Here is a 16,210-nt window from a genome sequence, read left to right on the forward strand (position 1 = left end):
TTACCTGCTTATGTTATATAAAAGAATGCCTATAGAGAAGGAATCGCCTGAGGAAAAAGGGGCCGATGCCATTTTGTATAACCTTGCTGAAAGCTCTGTATCCGACCTCACCTTTGGTGAGCTGAATGTTCAACTGGAGCAGTTGAAACTCGAATACATTCCCCATCGTGGTAATGAGGCTCTCCGCCAAATGATAGCTGCTGATGCAGGCGGTTTGCACAGGGACCAGGTATTATTGACCAATGGAGCGGCAGCCGCATTGTTTATCATTAATACGGCCTTGCTTACTCCGCAGGACCATTTGATTGTGGTTCGACCCAATTATGCTACTAATATTGAAGTACCGGTAACCATTGGCTGCGCCATCAGCTACATCGACTTGCACCTGGAAGAAAACTGGCGTATTAATGTGCAGGCGATAGAAGCGGCGATAACACCGGCCACCCGGCTCATTAGTATAACAACTCCGCATAACCCTACCGGCATGACCGTGACGCCGCAAGAGCTACAGGCATTGATAACCATAGCTGAAAAACAACATATTTACCTGTTAGTAGACGAAACCTACCGCGATATCTGTTTTAAAACTACCTATCAGGTAGTAGCGTCAATGAGTAAGCAAGTTATCAGTGTGTCATCGTTATCAAAAGCCTACGGCCTGCCGGGATTAAGAATGGGCTGGCTCATAACGCAGGACGAAGGTTTGATGGAACAATTTCTGGCAGCCAAGGAAATGATGTATGTCAGCAATTCGGCGCTCGACGAAGAAGTGGCGTTGGCATTTTACCGGCAGAAGGAAAAGTTTGCGGTTACGATCAATCAAAAAGCATTGGAGAACTTTCACCTTCTGACTGCCTGGCTGCAGCAGGAAACCAGCCTGGAATATGTATTGCCGCAAGGCGGCGTAGTTTGTTTTCCCCGGTTCAAACATCCCGAAACAATTGATACCGGTCGGTTTTATGAAATCCTTTTACATAAGCATAAAACCATGGTTGGCGCCGGTCATTGGTTTGCCATGCCCGATTGGTATATGCGCATAGGCTTTGGCTGGCTCAATAAAGCAGCTTTTGAAAAGGGCTTGCAATGTGTTAGTAAGGCAATTCACTCCAGCACCAAGACACCAAACGCCGAAGGAATATGAAAATCGGGTTTTGCCGAATTTGGCTTTAGCCAACTGATCCAGCGTAACCCTGCTTTTCCCTCACGAAGATTGTTACGTTCAGCTCTGAACAATCCTGCCAGTATGCGATTGTTGCGCAACAGGCCCAGTTCTTTTAATGATTGTATGCTGATGGCTACTTCAACAATATACCCATCCTTAATAGCCGAGGTTTTTATAATTAATTGTTCGTTGGGCCATTTCCAGGAATAATCCATTTTTCGATAATACGATGCCCGGTAATCCAACACCCGGCCTGTAGCATCCATTTCAAGACAGTAATAGGGTGTCATGGTTGAATCGGGGGTCATGAATATTTCTACCCGGTCGCATGCACCTACTTCTAACTTATCATTTTTGTTCACCAGGGTGATCACTGAATCGTCTTTTACCTGGTATAAACAATACAACCAATCTCCATCCCACAAGGCAGCAAATGAGGTGACCGGCGCTTTTTCAACTTCCCAGGGAAAAGAAAAATCAGTAAGCTGGTTTGCCTTGTTCCAGTCGGGACTATCTCCCTTGCCTGTAATTTTCATTTTATTCCCGGGAACTCGTTTAACGAAATAGGTTTGAGCGGAAGCAAATTGCATGCTGCCGAAAAATATGGCCATTAACACGATAGGAACCGATGATCTCATGGCGTGTAAAATAGATAAAGGTATTGTTATTATAAACTAATTGCCAGTATGGCTGCTAACCATTGTAGACCCATTACCGGATGCATTTCTTATTTTCGTTACTTCGGCAGAAGAAACCAGCCGGCTTTCATTATTGAATCTTTTATTGATATAAGTGGCAATGGATGCAATGGCATGGTCATCTAAAAATCCGCCATGTGCAGGCATTACGCCATTAAAAGTTTTCCCATTCACTTTAATTTCTCCCTGTAGTCCATTGAGTATTACCTTGATCAATTGTTCTTTATTGCCCACGATCCAGTTGGAGCCAACAAGCGGCGGATAACGATTATTATCGCCTTTCCCATCGCGCTGGTGGCATGTGGCGCAATAACTGTTGTATAAAACCAGTCCATTCATTTCGCCGCCCATGCCCAGGTTATCTTTCACTTCGTCTGGCGTTTTAATATAGGTGCGTTCTTTACGCTTTTCCATGGCCGCCAGTTGTGCGGCGCCAAATTGTTTTTTATCGCCTTTATACATAACGCGCCAGATTCTTCCCTTGTTAGATTCTGAAATATACAGCGAGCCATCTGGTCCCATAGCCAGCCCCATGGGCCGGTAACGCGCATCGCTGGTGTTGAACACCGTATCTACGCCGGTAAAGCCGTCTGCAAAAACCTCCCACGAGTTGGTAGCTTTTCCATTTACAAAGGGAACAAAACATACAATATACCCGGCTTGCGGATAGGGCGAGCGGTCGGTAGAACCATGAAAAGCGACAAAAGCGCCCTGTTTGTACCGTTCGGGAAACTGATCTCCTTTATAGAACAGCAGGTCCATAGGCGCCCAATGACCGGGGAAACCCATTGCCGGTACATCGAATTGGGCTGCCCGGCCAATAGTTTTACCATCGCCGCCATAACCGGGTTGTAACACATTTTTGCCCAACATATGATCATAGTACGCATACGGCCAGCCGAAATTTGAATTTTCGGTGACTTTTAATAAAGGTTCAGAAGGAAGCACCGCTGCCTGCCAGGCTGAATATACCTGCGGATAGCGGGTGTGAAAATTATCCATGCCGTTCATGGCAACGTACAAGCAATCGTCCATGGGGTTCCAGTCGATGGCTAAAACGCTTCTGATTCCGGTGGCATATTTATAACCGTCTTTCTGCGTTTGCCCTTTTTTGTCGGCATCAAACCGCCAGATGCCGGCGTACTTTTCGAGGTCGGGTGCCGGGTCAAGTCCCTTGCCACCGGGAATACCGGCCGGACCGGCAACTTTAATATCCTGCGCTGCGTCGGTTGGCGCGCCAAATGGTACGTACATATGGCCTTTGCTGTCAAATGCAAACGGTTTGGCGGTATGCCAGTGCTTTCTCAGCTCTTCATCGTCGTCAATTACAATAATTTCTGTTTTGCTACTGGGCGCCAGCTCGCCGGGTTGCAGTTTGTTTCTAAAAATTTGTTTTACGGTAGAAGTATACAGGTAACCATTATGAACGGCCATGCCGGCCGGTAAGCCGCCTTCATCCTTATAATCGCCAAAATAAGTAATGATGTCGGCCTTACCATCGTTGTTGGCATCCCTGAGCCCTACTGTTCCCCCACGGCCATGCATAATGTCGTTGTAGGTTAATTTAACATATATATCGCCGTTGGTATTTACCGTGAGATGCCTGGCCCGGCCAAGGCTGTCGGCGACAACCACTGCCTCAAAGTTTCCTGGTAAAAAAAGCCCGCCATTATCCGGATCGCCTGGAGGTAAAGGGGATGTTTGTTGTTGGGTGTTGCAGGAAGCCAGTAATATACACATGCAAAACAAATAGCTCGTCCAATAACGGCGAATGACTAATAAGGGCATAGCCTTTAGTTTAATGAATAAAAACTTACCTGATCAGTATTACAAGAGGTTTTCGCGTACTACAGGAAGCTAAAGGCAGTTTATGGTTTGATGTTTATAGTTTGAGGTCATAAACCATAAACAAGAAATACCAAAAATGAGATCCTCTTCCTGTTACAAAACGAGGCAGGTTGTTAAGTGTATTGGGAAATTAAATTTATAAAAAATTTCTTCCAGTCCTTTAAGACGGGGTCTTATTTTTTTATCTTTATTATATTGACCTTAGAAATATAGCAGCACCCTTAACAACCAAAACCTCTTTATGGGGCTCGATACCGTAGAATTAGTGGTAAATGTTGAAAAAGCATTCGGCATTACCATTCCCGACCGCGAAGCTGAAAAAATAATCACCGTAGGCGACTTTCATGCAGTTGTATGGCGCTACGTGCAGGGCCGGCAGAGCATGAGATGCAAATCGCAGCAACTGTATTATAAGCTCCGCCATGCACTCATTCATACATTTAAGGTAGAGCGGAATGACATTCAGTTGAGTGCTTCGTTGAATGAGATCTTCCCGCAAACAAACAGGCGTTTATTGTATCGAAAACTGGAAAGGGAACTGCAGTTAAAATTGCCGCAACTGGTGCTGCCCGCCACCTGGGCCAATGCATTAAATATTGCTGGAATAATATTAATTCCCGGGATGCTCGTGTGGTCGCTGGTATTGGTTAAGCTGTATGATTACACCAGTTGGTTGTACCTGCTTCCTGTGCTGGGTATAATTGGAACAATATTCTTATCAAATATCCTCGATCCGGTGCGCACCGTATTTAACCCCGAAACCGTAAAAGCATTCACGCAATTGGTTTTATCGCAGAATTATGCCACCCTTATTCAGGAAACCGGCACCAACCAAAAAGAAGTGGAGATGGTTATTAATCATCTGATCGCTGATAAATCTGGTCTTGAACTGCATGAAATTACCCCCGAGAAGAGTATCACGAACGATCTGGGGATGAATTAAATCTATTTTTGCTTTGGTGAAGCCATATTAATGGTATTGCAATCTGGTTTAAACAAAATTGCCACCAGGTTGGTTATTGTTATTTTAAAACATTAATAATTCAACTATGAATGATGTTGCCGTAACACACCCGGTACAGGAACTGTTTATTAAAATGGCCGTAGCTGCCTGGGATACACATTTTGTTCGCGCCGACAAATTGTTTGCCGAGCTTTCAGATGAACAATTAGCTACGGAAACAGCTCCGGGTAGAAATACCGGTATTTACCTTTTAGGACACCTTGTGGCTGTAACTGATGGCATGTTGCCGTTATTGGGATTTGGCGAGAAATTATACCCGCATCTGGAAAAAATATTTCTAACAAGTCCTGATAAATCAGGATTGGAAATGCCCACTGTTCCCGAATTAAGAAAATATTGGAAAGAAGTAAACGCAGCATTGTCGGCTGGCATAGCCAAAACAACACCCGATGAATGGTTCAGGAAACATACTGCAGTATCAGCTGAAGATTTTGCCAGGGAACCGCACCGCAACAAACTAAACGTTCTTATTAACAGAACCAATCACCAGAGCTACCACCTGGGCCAGCTTATTTATCTTAAACCTGGAAAATAGGTAACTTCTACCATACAATTTTATTTTTATTTGTGTAGTGCTTTTTCTTACCAGGCTGTTTATAATAAAATAATGCGATGAAAAAGAAGATCGATCATATCCTGTATGCCCGCGAAAAAAAGATCACCGATGAAGATGTTATAAGGCAACCATTGCCGCACATGGATTTTCGGTTTGCCAACCCGTTTATTGTTATACACCATGGCGGTCCCACCCGGTACAAGGCCGGTCAGCAGTCAAGGCTGCACCCGCATCCGCACCGGGGGTTTAGTCCTTATACATTCATGTTGCAGGGAGAAGGTTTTCACCGGGATAATGCAGGAAATGATGAGATCATAAAAGCTGGTGGCGTACAATGGATGTTTGCCGGCAGAGGCATTTTGCACAGCGAAGGACCAACAAAAGAATTGCTGCAGGCGGGAGGCGTTCAGGAATTCATTCAACTTTGGATAAATGCACCCCGGGCAAACAAATGGGACCAACCTTTTTACCAATCTGCATCTGCTGAACGGTTGCCAAAGGTTATTGATCAGGAGGGCGTTCAATTCAGATTGGCCAGTGGAGATTATAACGAACAAACCGGGCCCATTCAAAATTTTACCCCCGTTATTTCAATGATTGGCGAAATAGCCGGTGGTAAGGGAATTGAATTATTGGCTACCCCTGATTATTGGACATTGTTGTATGTGATAAAAGGAACAATTGTGGTGAATGATCAACCGGTTGAAATGCACAACCTGGTAGTGTTTGATAAAGCAGGGTCTTCTATTTCTGTAACTGCCTCCGACGATGCGCAGGTTTTATTTTTAAGCGCAGAACCAATTGATGAACCGGTAGCCGCCAAAGACAATTTTGTAATGAACACCGCTGAGGAAGTAGAGCAGGCAATGAGCGATTATAAAAATGGATTGTTCGGAAGTTTAAGCTATTAATACAATTGCTACTTATAAAAAAAGTCCCCCGAAGCATCGAGGGGACTTTTTATTAGAAACAATAGTCAATTTCATTAATCATAGTCCGACAACCGTACGGCAAACACGCAGCGATTATCTTCCCCATATTTTGACGTTTCATACTCTGTTAAGTTCCACAAATAACCGGTGGCTGGTTCAAGGTACAGGTCTTCGGTGCCATGCGGCCAACGGTATCGTACGCCGGCTGCAGCGCCATCGTTATACCGGGTCAATCTGGCGGTAGAACCCTCATAGCTGGTATTACCCGTTGTAGTCATAAAGGTTTTTGTTCCTGCACGGTAAACGCCCTGAATGCCATGTACATTCGTATTGTCGTTATCGATGGGAGTAATTACTTCAGGTTGCGGACTGGTAACAATTTGTCCGGAAGCATTCAAATGAAAGCCATACACTTTTGGTACGGTGGTGCTGCCAGCTTCTACGTACTGACCGGTCCAAAGCATTTTGTCGGAAGAAGTAGCGCCTGAACCCAGTTCGATGCAAGAGAAGGGCGAAGCATTGGTGATCTTATAATACCCGCTTTGCGGCAAAATATAAGCATAGTTGAATGCCTTCAGGCTTCCATCTGTTTCTTTACCGATCCGTTCATCCGTATCGCCAGTGGATGCTGAGATAAATTTGGAAAGATCAAATACGCGAATGCCCAGTCGGGTGTCGGCAACATAGATCTTGCCGGCATAACACGCTACCCCGCCTGCGTGAATGGTTACTGGTGCATAGGAACCGAGCTGCACATAGGAATTAGTTGCTCTGTATAACTCACTGTTCGACATGTTAGCCTTGTTTTGCACCAACAAGATGTGCCGGTAAGTAATGTTACTCATGCTGGTAATATCGACCAGGGAAACGCGAACACCCTTGTGTTGATTAGCTACGCCTTCTATATCATTGGGTCCACAGCCGAACCAGGTAACAAGCAGAAAATTCCTTCCGCTCCAGGTAAAGCCTGTAATGCCCTGTGGACGCCATTCAGTGGTTTGCTCATCGCCGCTGTTCCATTTAAAACCTTTAACCTGCCGGTCGCTGGGAATATTGAACCCATACACAGCAGTATAACCACTGCTGGTGCCAACACGATTAAGGTTTAATTGAGCGGGATTCTTAAAGCCATAAGAAGACAAGCTGTTAACAAAACTGCTTTCGTCGGTATACGTAACCGTTACATTGGTAGCAATGGCATTTTCTATTGGGGTTCGGGTTTCTGTGCTTGATGGATCATCAGCAGGCGCAGGCTGGGTTTGTTTCGAGCAGGCATGCAGCATTATTGCCGCTGTTGCGGCAAGGCAGTAAATACGTAAACTCATAGGATTGTTTTTAGGTTAAGTAAATGTTGTTAAAAGTTTAACAGAAGAAATGATGAGCTCAAAGCATTTCAAACTTTCATGTTCATAGTTATACAAAATCTATAAAAGTAACAAGAGAACTACCGGTAATGATGCTATGTTTTTTTCACAAAACGCAGTTACGCATTGCATCTTCCAGGTATATTAAGTGTATATGAAATTTGCATTGACAATTGATGAAATAAATCGGAGTGCAACAGCAGAAAGCCGCAAGGGAAAAAATGCATGATAAAAATACGTAATGGGTTGCTTTCCAGGGCAAAAAATTGGCTATTGTAAAAAACTATGATGTAATCGGGAAGAATTATATTTTTGAAGATTATCTAAAGACCCCCGTACTGCATATGTTTTTTGAGAATAGCTATTATTACTACATTCCCATTGGGCTGCAAGCCATTTGCGTCATTCACTGTATGCGCAAGGGTAACCAGAACAAATGGATCTGGATTATTGTGTTTTTACCTGTGATAGGAAGCCTGGCATATATTTTTTCAGAAATAATTACCAGGCGGGGAATTGATAATGTAACATCGGGCGTGGGATCAGTGTTGAACCCGGGCGGCAGTGTAAGGAAACTGGAGGAGCAATTACGATTTTCAGATACTTTTCATAACCGTATTGCGCTGGCAGATGCTTACCTGGCAACCGGCCAAACGGATGATGCAATTAATCTGTATGAACAAAGTTTAACCGGCGTTTTTACCGAGAATGAACATGTAATTAAACAACTGATCGTTGCCTATTCTAATGTGGGCCGCTATGCAGACATTCTCCCTCTTGCAAAAAAAATATATGCATCACCACAGTTTGCCAAATCGCGGGTACATGTTTTATATGCCATGGCGCTTGAACAAACCGGAAAAAACGAACTGGCCGAAAAAGAATACAAAACCATGAATGGCCGGTTTGCTTATTTTGAGGCGCGATATCAGTATTCGCTCTTTTTGTTAAGAGCGGGCCGCGATGATGAAGCAAAGCAGGTGTTAGATAGTATGGTTTACGAAGGCGGACATTTAAGTTCCCGCGAGCGTAGAGCTAATAATGTTTGGATCGGTAAAGCCAGGGACGAAGTAAGAAAATTAAATACGGTAAATAAGCCGTAGGTAATATTATTCGTTTCCTACCTTCACTTTATTATTACTATTAAGAACCAGAAAGCCAGGGATCAAGAAAGCGTATCATTCCGGAAGTTAACCTTCCGGTGTTAGTCTTATTTTTGTATTCAATTTAAAATTATTACGCTTGCAATTATCCGAAGAACAAGTGCTTGCCCTGGCGCCTGATGAATCTTCTAAAAAATCGGGGAAAGAATTATCAAATCCAGCCAAATGGGTAAGCAAAGGGGTTAATGAGGTCGCCCTCTGGGGAGAATGCCAGGGTAGTGGCAGTAAGCCATATCAAACCCAGGTTGACACGGTTAATATTGCTTTTAAATGCAGTTGCCCCAGCCGGAAATTTCCCTGCAAACACGGAGTAGGTTTGTTGTTATTATATGCCCGCAGTAAAAGCGATTTTACCAGCAGCGATATGCCCGCCTGGGTGGCAGACTGGATCAATAAACGTTCTGAGCGGCAGGAAAAGCAAGCCACTCAAAAAGAAAAACCTGTTGATGAAGCAGCCCAGGCAAAACGCCGCCAGGCGCGCGAACAAAAAGTGGGTGATGGTATTGAGGAGTTGTTACAATGGATAAAAGATATCATTCGCAATGGTATTATTGGCATGCCCGAAAAAGGCTCAGGTTGGTTTGAGGGTATGGCTCGCCGTATGGTAGATGCCCAGGCGCCCGGTTTGGCTAATATGATAAAAGGGCTGGGTGAAATAAATTTCTATCGCGATGGCTGGCAAACTGAATTTATAGACCAGTTGCTGCGCCTGTACCTGGTTATTACGGGTTATAAAAACAGTGAATCGCTTCCCGCTTTGCTGCAACAGGATCTTCGCACCTGGATAGGTTTTACACAAAACCAGGATGAATTAAAAGAACAACCCGGCCTCACCGATACCTGGCTGGTGTTAGGTAAGCAGGTTACGGAAGAAGATAATATAACTGTTGAAAGGAATTGGTTATACGGTACAACCAGTGATCAATATGCTTTAGTGCTACAGTTCCTGGTGCGTGGCCAGGGAGGGCAACTGGCTTTAACGCCCGGTTTATTTGTTCAGGCCGAATTGGTGTTCTACCCTTCTGTTGTTCCATTGCGGGCCATCGTAAAACAGCAACTCAATACAGAAAAGATACAGCCATGCAAAGGTTTTTCTAACTGGCAACAGGTAGTGGAAGCCGAAACCGACTATAGCAGCGCTTTACCCTTCCGCAATGAAAGGCCTTTCATTATTGAACAGGTTCGGCCGGTATTTTATAGCCAGCAGTGGTGGCTGCAGGATGCTAATAACGCCATGATGAGTATCAAAAGTGAATTTAAAAGCATCTGGAAGCTGTTATCGTTAAGCGGCGGCGATGCCCTGAATATGGCAGTGGTAGGAAAGGAAAAAGCGTATGAGCCATTTGGTGTATGGTATCAAAACGAGTATACCATTTTATAAAGCGTTCGATGTACTAATCAAATTGGGGGACATGCAAACCTGGGAGCAAATTATTAATACCGCCATGCTGGGCACCGGTAAAAGGACCCTCGGCGTGAATGAAATGCCGCCTGCACTGGCAGATGCGGTTGTACAGATACAGCATAATACAACAGATAAAGAAGAACAGTTTTTGCAAATGGCTGCACTGGCATTTAATTTCCGTCAGTGTGGGATACTGCCATTGCAAAAAGAAGGGGTAACTATTGACAAAGCAGCAGTTGAAGAAAAAAGGTATTGTTCTGCACTGGCTAAGCAAACGCTGAAAGATATCCTGGACTCGGAAAGCAATTCACTGCTGCAATTCTGGTTGCAACAATGCAAATCAAAAGAACAGGTTGTTACGCCTGAATTGGTGCCCTTATTACTTAGTGTTGCAACACAACAAAAAAAGTTACAGAACCTGATAGTAGCGTGTTGTGGTAAGCGGGGCGACTGGTTAAGCCGATTTAATCCGGAGTGGGATTTCTCTACCGCAACAACCGATGAAGAAATATGGCAAACCGGTACCCCGGAACAACGCAAGATGGTACTGGAGCAATTGCGCCAGGCAGATCCGGCAACTGCAAGAAGTTGGGTGCAGCAAACCTGGGCGCAGGAAGATGCCAACACAAAAGTTGAATTCCTGGTAATACTGGGCATCAACATCGGATCACCCGATATTGAATTTCTTGAAACACTGTCAAAAGAAAAAAGCAGGAAGGTAAAAGATTTTGCCTTGTGGTTGTTAAAGCAAATACCTGGTTCCCCCATTGTACAACAATACTGGCAGGTGCTGCAGGAGGCGGTAACGAATAGCCATAAAGGAATTAAGGTTCATCTGCCAGCCAGCCTGGATGACAATATTTTCAAAACCGGTATTGAAAAGCTGAGTAATAACAAAGAATACACCGATGAAGAATTCATTGTGTCGCAGTTGATGCAATCGGTGCCGCCTGCATCCTGGGAAGCACATTTTCAAAATACGCCTGACGTTATCATCAGGTATTTGCAAAAAGATAAGGTAGGTAAGAAATTATTGCCTGCGCTTGTACAGGCTGTGGTTACCTTCAAAGACCAGCGTTGGGCAACTGCCTTCATGCAAAACAGTTCGGTTTTCTATATAGATATTATTCCGCTATTGCCCGTGAACGAACAGGAGTTTTACAGTATAAAGTTTATTGGTCAGTTTGCTGAGAATATTATCGAACATGCCATTAAGCGGGAAGATACCTGGGGTGTGGACCTTGCCCGGGCTATCTTTATCCATACAGCACAAAATGTTTACCAGTATAACCGGTCTTTTTATAGCCGTTATATTCATTGTATTCCGGTTGCTATTGTAACAGAGCTCGAAAAATGTGCGCCGACTGAAGAATATCAAAGCAGGACCTGGAGCAACACCAGTGAATACATTACCACGCTCATAAACTTGAAAAAACAAACCATACAATCCTTTAACGATTAAAATAATAATACCATTATGTCTGCCCTCTTACGTCAACACGCCGAACAATTATATGCGCAGGAATTGGAAGAGCTGCAAAAAAGCGATACGGGAAAACGTCCGCAGAACTGGAAGTTAACGCCCCAGGCGGTGGTAACTTATTTAACCGGCGGTAAATTGAAAAACGGTTTCGAAGTAACGCCCAAATATATTGGCAACAAACGGTTGATGGAAATAGCCGTTGCTACGCTTACTACTGACCGGGCATTATTATTATACGGGTTGCCTGGTACAGCAAAAAGCTGGGTAAGTGAACATTTGTCGGCTGCGGTGTCCGGCGATTCAACCATGATCGTACAGGGAACGGCCGGCACCAGTGAAGAAGCCATTCGCTATGGCTGGAATTATGCCCGTTTGCTGGCAGAAGGTCCTTCCCAAAAAGCATTGGTAGAAACGCCTGTGATGCGCGCCATGAAAGAAGGCAAGATCGCCCGGATTGAAGAGCTTACCCGCATCGGCGCCGATGTTCAGGATACGCTCATTACTATTTTGTCAGAGAAAACTTTACCGGTACCTGAACTGAATTCAGAAGTACAGGCCGTAAAAGGATTTAATGTAATAGCTACTGCCAATAACCGCGATAAAGGCGTGAACGAATTGTCCAGCGCATTAAAGCGCCGGTTCAACACCGTTATTTTACCGGTGCCCGATTCAATGGATGAAGAAATTGATATCGTAAAACGCCGGGTTGAAAGCTTTGAAAAAGTAATGGAATTACCTGCCGAGCCGCCGGCGTTACAGGAGATCCGTCGTATTGTGACCATCTTTCGCGAATTGCGCAGCGGTGTTACCATTGATGGAAAAACAAAAATTAAAACGCCCAGCGGTACACTCAGCACAGCAGAAGCCATATCAGTAGTAAATAATGGATTGGCGATGGCCGCCTATTTTGGCGATGGCCAGTTAAAAGCTGCTGACCTGGCTGCCGGCATTATCGGTTCCGTGGTGAAAGATCCGGTGCAGGATAAACTGGTATGGCAGGAATACCTTGAAACGGTAGTGAAGCCAAGGGAAGAATGGAAGGATATTTACCGGGCATGCCGGGATTTGATGTAAGAAAAGCTGATTTCACCATTCACCAATGACCATTCACCATGATTCACATCTTAGGCATACGACACCACGGTCCCGGTTCGGCGAAGAATGTTAAGGAATTTCTGGAAGCAGTAAAGCCGGATATTGTATTGGTAGAAGGGCCGCCTGAAGCAGACCCCTTATTGCAATGGGTAAATCATGCGGCGTTAAAACCGCCGGTAGCGATTTTGGTATATCAACCCGATGATCCGCAACGCTCATCTTTTTATCCCTTTGCTGAGTTTTCTCCTGAATGGCAGGCAATAGCTTACGCCCGCAAAAACAACATTCATGTGCGGTTTATGGACCTTCCCATAGGTCACCATATTGCTTTGGAGAACGAAAAAATGAATAAACAGAACGAAGAACCGCCCGGGTCTGCAGCTCCATCGGTTAATAATTATGCTTTGAACAACAATGAGGTTGTAGAAGCTGTTGCAGTTAGAAAAGATCCTATCTCTTACCTCGCCGAAGCCGCAGGTTATGATGATGGAGAAAAGTGGTGGGAACATATGTTTGAGCACCGGCACAACAATGAACAGGTATTTGATGCGGTAACCGAAGCGATGCAGATGCTGCGCGAAACATTTCCACAAAAAGAAGACCGGATTGAACAACTGCGTGAAGCATGGATGCGCAAAACGATACGTCAGGCGGAGAAAGAGCTATTTCAAAACATTGCGGTGATCTGTGGCGCCTGGCATGCCCCCGCACTGGTTTCAATGCCCAAACAGAAAGAAGATAATGACCTGCTGAAAGGATTGCCTAAAGTTAAAGTAGAATGCACCTGGATACCCTGGACATTTAGCCGCTTAAGTTATTACAGCGGTTATGGCGCCGGTATTGAATCGCCCGGTTGGTACGATCATATCTGGAATCATCCCACCGATGATGGCACCCGGTGGATGGCGAAAGTGGCGAAGTTATTCAGGGCAAAACAAATGGATACTTCGGTGGCGCATGTAATAGAAGCGGTACGGTTGGCTGAATCGCTGGCCGGGATGCGCAATTTATACAAGGCAGGACTGGAGGAACTGAATGAAGCCACGCGAACCGTGCTTTGCAATGGAGAAAGTATTTTAATGCAGTTGATCAATGATGAACTGATTGTAAGCAACCGCATAGGTGAAGTGCCTACGGAAATTCCCAAGCCTCCGCTGCAACTGGATATAGAAAAGCTGCAAAAGAAATTACGGTTACCGCCTACTGCCGACGGGAAAGATTACACCCTTGACCTGCGCAAAGAAAATGACCTGGAGCGAAGCATATTTTTACACCGGCTGCAATTGCTGGATATTAAATGGGGTGAGCGGCAGGATGTGTCGGGTAAAGGCACTTTTAAAGAATTGTGGCGATTGCAATGGGACCCCGAGTTGTCGATCAATATTATTGAGAAGGGTAATTGGGGCAATACGGTGGCCGAAGCGGCTGAGAAATTTGTAATAGATAAAGCCAGTAAAGCCGATACATTAAGTACGGTAACGGATTTATTGGAAAATACCATTCCGGCTGAATTGCACCAGGCAGTGGAGGAATGTATACAACGCATCAATAACCTAGCCGCCGCCAGTGGTGATGTAATACAACTAATGGAAGTGGTGCCTGGCCTGGTGCAGGTTACCCGGTATGGCAGTGTACGTAAAACAGATGCCGACCTGGTATTGGGTATTATAAACAGCATGCTTACCCGTATCTGTGTTAGCCTGCCCGCAGCTTGTACTGCAGTAAGCGAGGAGGCAGCACAGAAACTGCTTGAACTGTTCTTTAAATTGAACGATGCGGTAAACGTATTACAGCAAACCGATATTACCACGCAATGGCAGCAAACCTTACAGTCGATAGTTGGTGCAGGCAACACTTCACCCATGATAGCCGGCTACGCCACGCGGCTGCTGGCCGATTATAAATTACTGGAAGGCGATGCGCTGGTACGGGTATTTCATTATGCCATGTCTGCCGCCACACAGCCTGATCAGGCGGCTGCCTGGCTGGAAGGGTTCTTAAAAGGAAGCGGAACCATTTTATTAATCGACAATAATCTCTGGAACCTTGTAAACAACTGGATTGATACGCTCGACGAAGAAACCTTTACCCGGGTTTTACCCTTGTTGCGAAGAACATTTTCAAGCTTCTCGGCGCCGGAAAGAAAAAAGCTGGGTGAGAAAGTTAAAACGGGCGGCGGAGGTTCGGCTGCTATGCCAGTTGATGAAAATAATTTACAGGAAGAAAGGGCCAGACAGGGCATCCCGGTTATCCTGCAATTGTTAGGTATAAAAAGTTAAGCAATGATCAACAACGAACAACATATTCGCAAATGGCGATTGATCCTGGGCGGCCAGCAAAACGATGGCACCGGTATTTCGTTAAATGAGCGGGATCTGCAGATAGATAAAACGCTGGAAGCATTGTATGATAGCAATCGCCAGGGTGGCCTCGGGCCTTCTTCGCCCAACGTTGCCCGCTGGCTGGGTGATATCCGCACTTTTTTCCCTTCTTCAATTGTGCAGGTAATGCAGCAGGACGCATTGAACCGGTTGAATTTAACCCAGATGTTGTTTGAAAAGGAAATGCTGGAGAATGTAGATCCCGACGTTCATCTTGTGGCAACCTTAATGACGTTGAGTAAAGTAATTCCTGATAAAACAAAAGACACTGCCCGCAAGGTGGTGCGCAAAGTGGTAGACGAACTATTGCGTAAACTATCACAGCCTACACAACAGGCGATCGTCGGCAGCCTGAACAGAAGCACGCGGAATCGCCGCCCAAGGCATAATGAGATCAACTGGCATGCTACCATTCTCAAAAATCTGAAACATTATCAACCCGATTATAAAACAATTATTCCTGAAACAAGGATCGGTTACGCACGTAAACGTACGTCTTTAAAAGATGTGGTACTATGCATAGACCAAAGCGGATCGATGGGAACTTCAGTAGTATACTCAGGCATATTTGGATCGGTGATGGCATCTATTCCCGCCATCAAAACCAAAATGGTTGTGTTTGATACTGCCGTAACAGACCTTACGGAAGAGTTGATAGATCCTGTTGAATTATTGTTTGGCGTACAGTTAGGTGGTGGAACGGATATTAACCTGGCACTCACGTATTGCAAGCAGATCATTACCAAACCAACCGATACGGTATTGGTATTGATTACCGACCTGTACGAAGGCGGCGACCAGGATAAAATGCGTAAGCGGGCCGTTGAACTGGTAGCAGCGGGCGTACAGGTAGTGGTATTGCTGGCATTGAACGATGAAGGCGCTCCCTTTTACGATCATGCCAATGCGCAATTTTTTTCTAATCTCGGCATTCCGGTGTTTGCCTGCACACCCGATAAGTTTCCCGATTTAATGGCTGCTGCACTCAGCAAGCAGGATATTGGCCTGTGGGCAGCGAAAGAAGATATGGTATTGAAGAAATAAACATTTAACCGTGCCACGGTTCGTTTGCGTCGCCAGGGAAAACCGTGGCACGGTT

Annotated in this window: 13 protein-coding genes; 10 read left to right on the top strand and 3 right to left on the bottom strand. The window is 45.0% G+C overall.

The window, feature by feature from the left end; translation table 11 throughout:
• The first annotated feature begins 10 nt into the window (after nucleotides 1–10).
• Nucleotides 11–1,141 (top strand): pyridoxal phosphate-dependent aminotransferase, encoded by a 1,131-nt coding sequence (locus tag FAM09_RS19230; RefSeq protein ID WP_136578762.1) that lies wholly within the window; start codon nucleotides 11–13, stop codon nucleotides 1,139–1,141.
• On the opposite strand, the gene FAM09_RS19235 is transcribed toward FAM09_RS19230, so the two are convergent.
• Together FAM09_RS19235 and FAM09_RS19240 are read right to left on the bottom strand one after the other, a co-directional pair.
• Nucleotides 1,102–1,800, bottom strand: coding sequence for a carbohydrate-binding family 9-like protein (locus tag FAM09_RS19235; RefSeq protein ID WP_136578763.1), 699 nt, complete (start codon nucleotides 1,798–1,800; stop codon nucleotides 1,102–1,104). The genes FAM09_RS19230 and FAM09_RS19235 overlap by 40 nt on opposite strands.
• Before the next feature lie 36 nt (nucleotides 1,801–1,836).
• The gene (locus FAM09_RS19240; RefSeq protein ID WP_136578764.1) at nucleotides 1,837–3,648 is read right to left on the bottom strand and encodes a c-type cytochrome; all 1,812 of its coding nucleotides are present in this window, start codon (nucleotides 3,646–3,648) and stop codon (nucleotides 1,837–1,839) included.
• 301 nt (nucleotides 3,649–3,949) lie between these two features.
• On the opposite strand from FAM09_RS19240, the gene FAM09_RS31485 reads away from it, so the two are divergent.
• The 3 genes from FAM09_RS31485 (at nucleotide 3,950) to FAM09_RS19255 (ending at nucleotide 6,199) form a co-directional block, all read left to right on the top strand.
• On the top strand, nucleotides 3,950–4,651 hold the full coding sequence (locus FAM09_RS31485; protein ID WP_208025607.1) for an acyl carrier protein: 702 nt from the start codon (nucleotides 3,950–3,952) through the stop codon (nucleotides 4,649–4,651).
• 106 nt (nucleotides 4,652–4,757) lie between these two features.
• On the top strand, nucleotides 4,758–5,267 hold the full coding sequence (locus tag FAM09_RS19250) for a DinB family protein (RefSeq protein ID WP_136578765.1): 510 nt from the start codon (nucleotides 4,758–4,760) through the stop codon (nucleotides 5,265–5,267).
• A gap of 77 nt (nucleotides 5,268–5,344) precedes the next feature.
• Complete coding sequence (locus FAM09_RS19255) at nucleotides 5,345–6,199, top strand: pirin family protein (RefSeq protein ID WP_136578766.1); 855 nt, start codon at nucleotides 5,345–5,347, stop codon at nucleotides 6,197–6,199.
• Between the two features lie 74 nt (nucleotides 6,200–6,273).
• On the opposite strand, the gene FAM09_RS19260 is transcribed toward FAM09_RS19255, so the two are convergent.
• Entirely contained in the window at nucleotides 6,274–7,545 is a 1,272-nt protein-coding gene (locus tag FAM09_RS19260; RefSeq protein ID WP_136578767.1) for a hypothetical protein, read from the bottom strand.
• A 305-nt stretch (nucleotides 7,546–7,850) separates the two neighbouring features.
• On the opposite strand from FAM09_RS19260, the gene FAM09_RS19265 reads away from it, so the two are divergent.
• From FAM09_RS19265 to FAM09_RS19290, 6 genes are all read left to right on the top strand, one after another.
• Entirely contained in the window at nucleotides 7,851–8,687 is an 837-nt protein-coding gene (locus FAM09_RS19265; RefSeq protein WP_243751718.1) for a PLDc N-terminal domain-containing protein, read from the top strand.
• A gap of 139 nt (nucleotides 8,688–8,826) precedes the next feature.
• On the top strand, nucleotides 8,827–10,128 hold the full coding sequence (locus FAM09_RS19270) for an SWIM zinc finger family protein (protein WP_136578768.1): 1,302 nt from the start codon (nucleotides 8,827–8,829) through the stop codon (nucleotides 10,126–10,128).
• A 31-nt stretch (nucleotides 10,129–10,159) separates the two neighbouring features.
• A complete protein-coding gene (locus FAM09_RS19275; protein WP_136578769.1) occupies nucleotides 10,160–11,614 on the top strand; it encodes a DUF5691 domain-containing protein in 1,455 nt (484 codons plus the stop codon).
• A 15-nt stretch (nucleotides 11,615–11,629) separates the two neighbouring features.
• A complete protein-coding gene (locus FAM09_RS19280) occupies nucleotides 11,630–12,709 on the top strand; it encodes an ATP-binding protein (RefSeq protein WP_136578770.1) in 1,080 nt (359 codons plus the stop codon).
• 38 nt (nucleotides 12,710–12,747) lie between these two features.
• Nucleotides 12,748–15,009 (top strand): DUF5682 family protein, encoded by a 2,262-nt coding sequence (locus FAM09_RS19285; protein WP_136578771.1) that lies wholly within the window; start codon nucleotides 12,748–12,750, stop codon nucleotides 15,007–15,009.
• A 3-nt stretch (nucleotides 15,010–15,012) separates the two neighbouring features.
• Entirely contained in the window at nucleotides 15,013–16,155 is a 1,143-nt protein-coding gene (locus FAM09_RS19290; protein ID WP_136578772.1) for a VWA domain-containing protein, read from the top strand.
• Nucleotides 16,156–16,210 lie beyond the last annotated feature (55 nt).

This window comes from Niastella caeni (assembly GCF_004834005.1).
Taxonomy (GTDB): Bacteria; Bacteroidota; Bacteroidia; order Chitinophagales; family Chitinophagaceae; genus Niastella; species Niastella caeni.

Bases quoted from the DNA above. Each gene is read 5' to 3' on its own strand.
- FAM09_RS19255 (WP_136578766.1), top strand. From the start codon at position 5,345: ATGAAAAAGAAGATCGATCATATCCTGTATGCCCGCGAAAAAAAGATC.
- FAM09_RS19280 (WP_136578770.1), top strand. From the start codon at position 11,630: ATGTCTGCCCTCTTACGTCAACACGCCGAACAATTATATGCGCAGGAA.
- FAM09_RS19285 (WP_136578771.1), top strand. From the start codon at position 12,748: ATGATTCACATCTTAGGCATACGACACCACGGTCCCGGTTCGGCGAAG.
- FAM09_RS31485 (WP_208025607.1), top strand. From the start codon at position 3,950: ATGGGGCTCGATACCGTAGAATTAGTGGTAAATGTTGAAAAAGCATTC.
- FAM09_RS19240 (WP_136578764.1), bottom strand. From the start codon at position 3,648: ATGCCCTTATTAGTCATTCGCCGTTATTGGACGAGCTATTTGTTTTGC.
- FAM09_RS19230 (WP_136578762.1), top strand. From the start codon at position 11: ATGTTATATAAAAGAATGCCTATAGAGAAGGAATCGCCTGAGGAAAAA.
- FAM09_RS19260 (WP_136578767.1), bottom strand. From the start codon at position 7,545: ATGAGTTTACGTATTTACTGCCTTGCCGCAACAGCGGCAATAATGCTG.
- FAM09_RS19250 (WP_136578765.1), top strand. From the start codon at position 4,758: ATGAATGATGTTGCCGTAACACACCCGGTACAGGAACTGTTTATTAAA.
- FAM09_RS19275 (WP_136578769.1), top strand. From the start codon at position 10,160: ATGCAAACCTGGGAGCAAATTATTAATACCGCCATGCTGGGCACCGGT.
- FAM09_RS19235 (WP_136578763.1), bottom strand. From the start codon at position 1,800: ATGAGATCATCGGTTCCTATCGTGTTAATGGCCATATTTTTCGGCAGC.
- FAM09_RS19290 (WP_136578772.1), top strand. From the start codon at position 15,013: ATGATCAACAACGAACAACATATTCGCAAATGGCGATTGATCCTGGGC.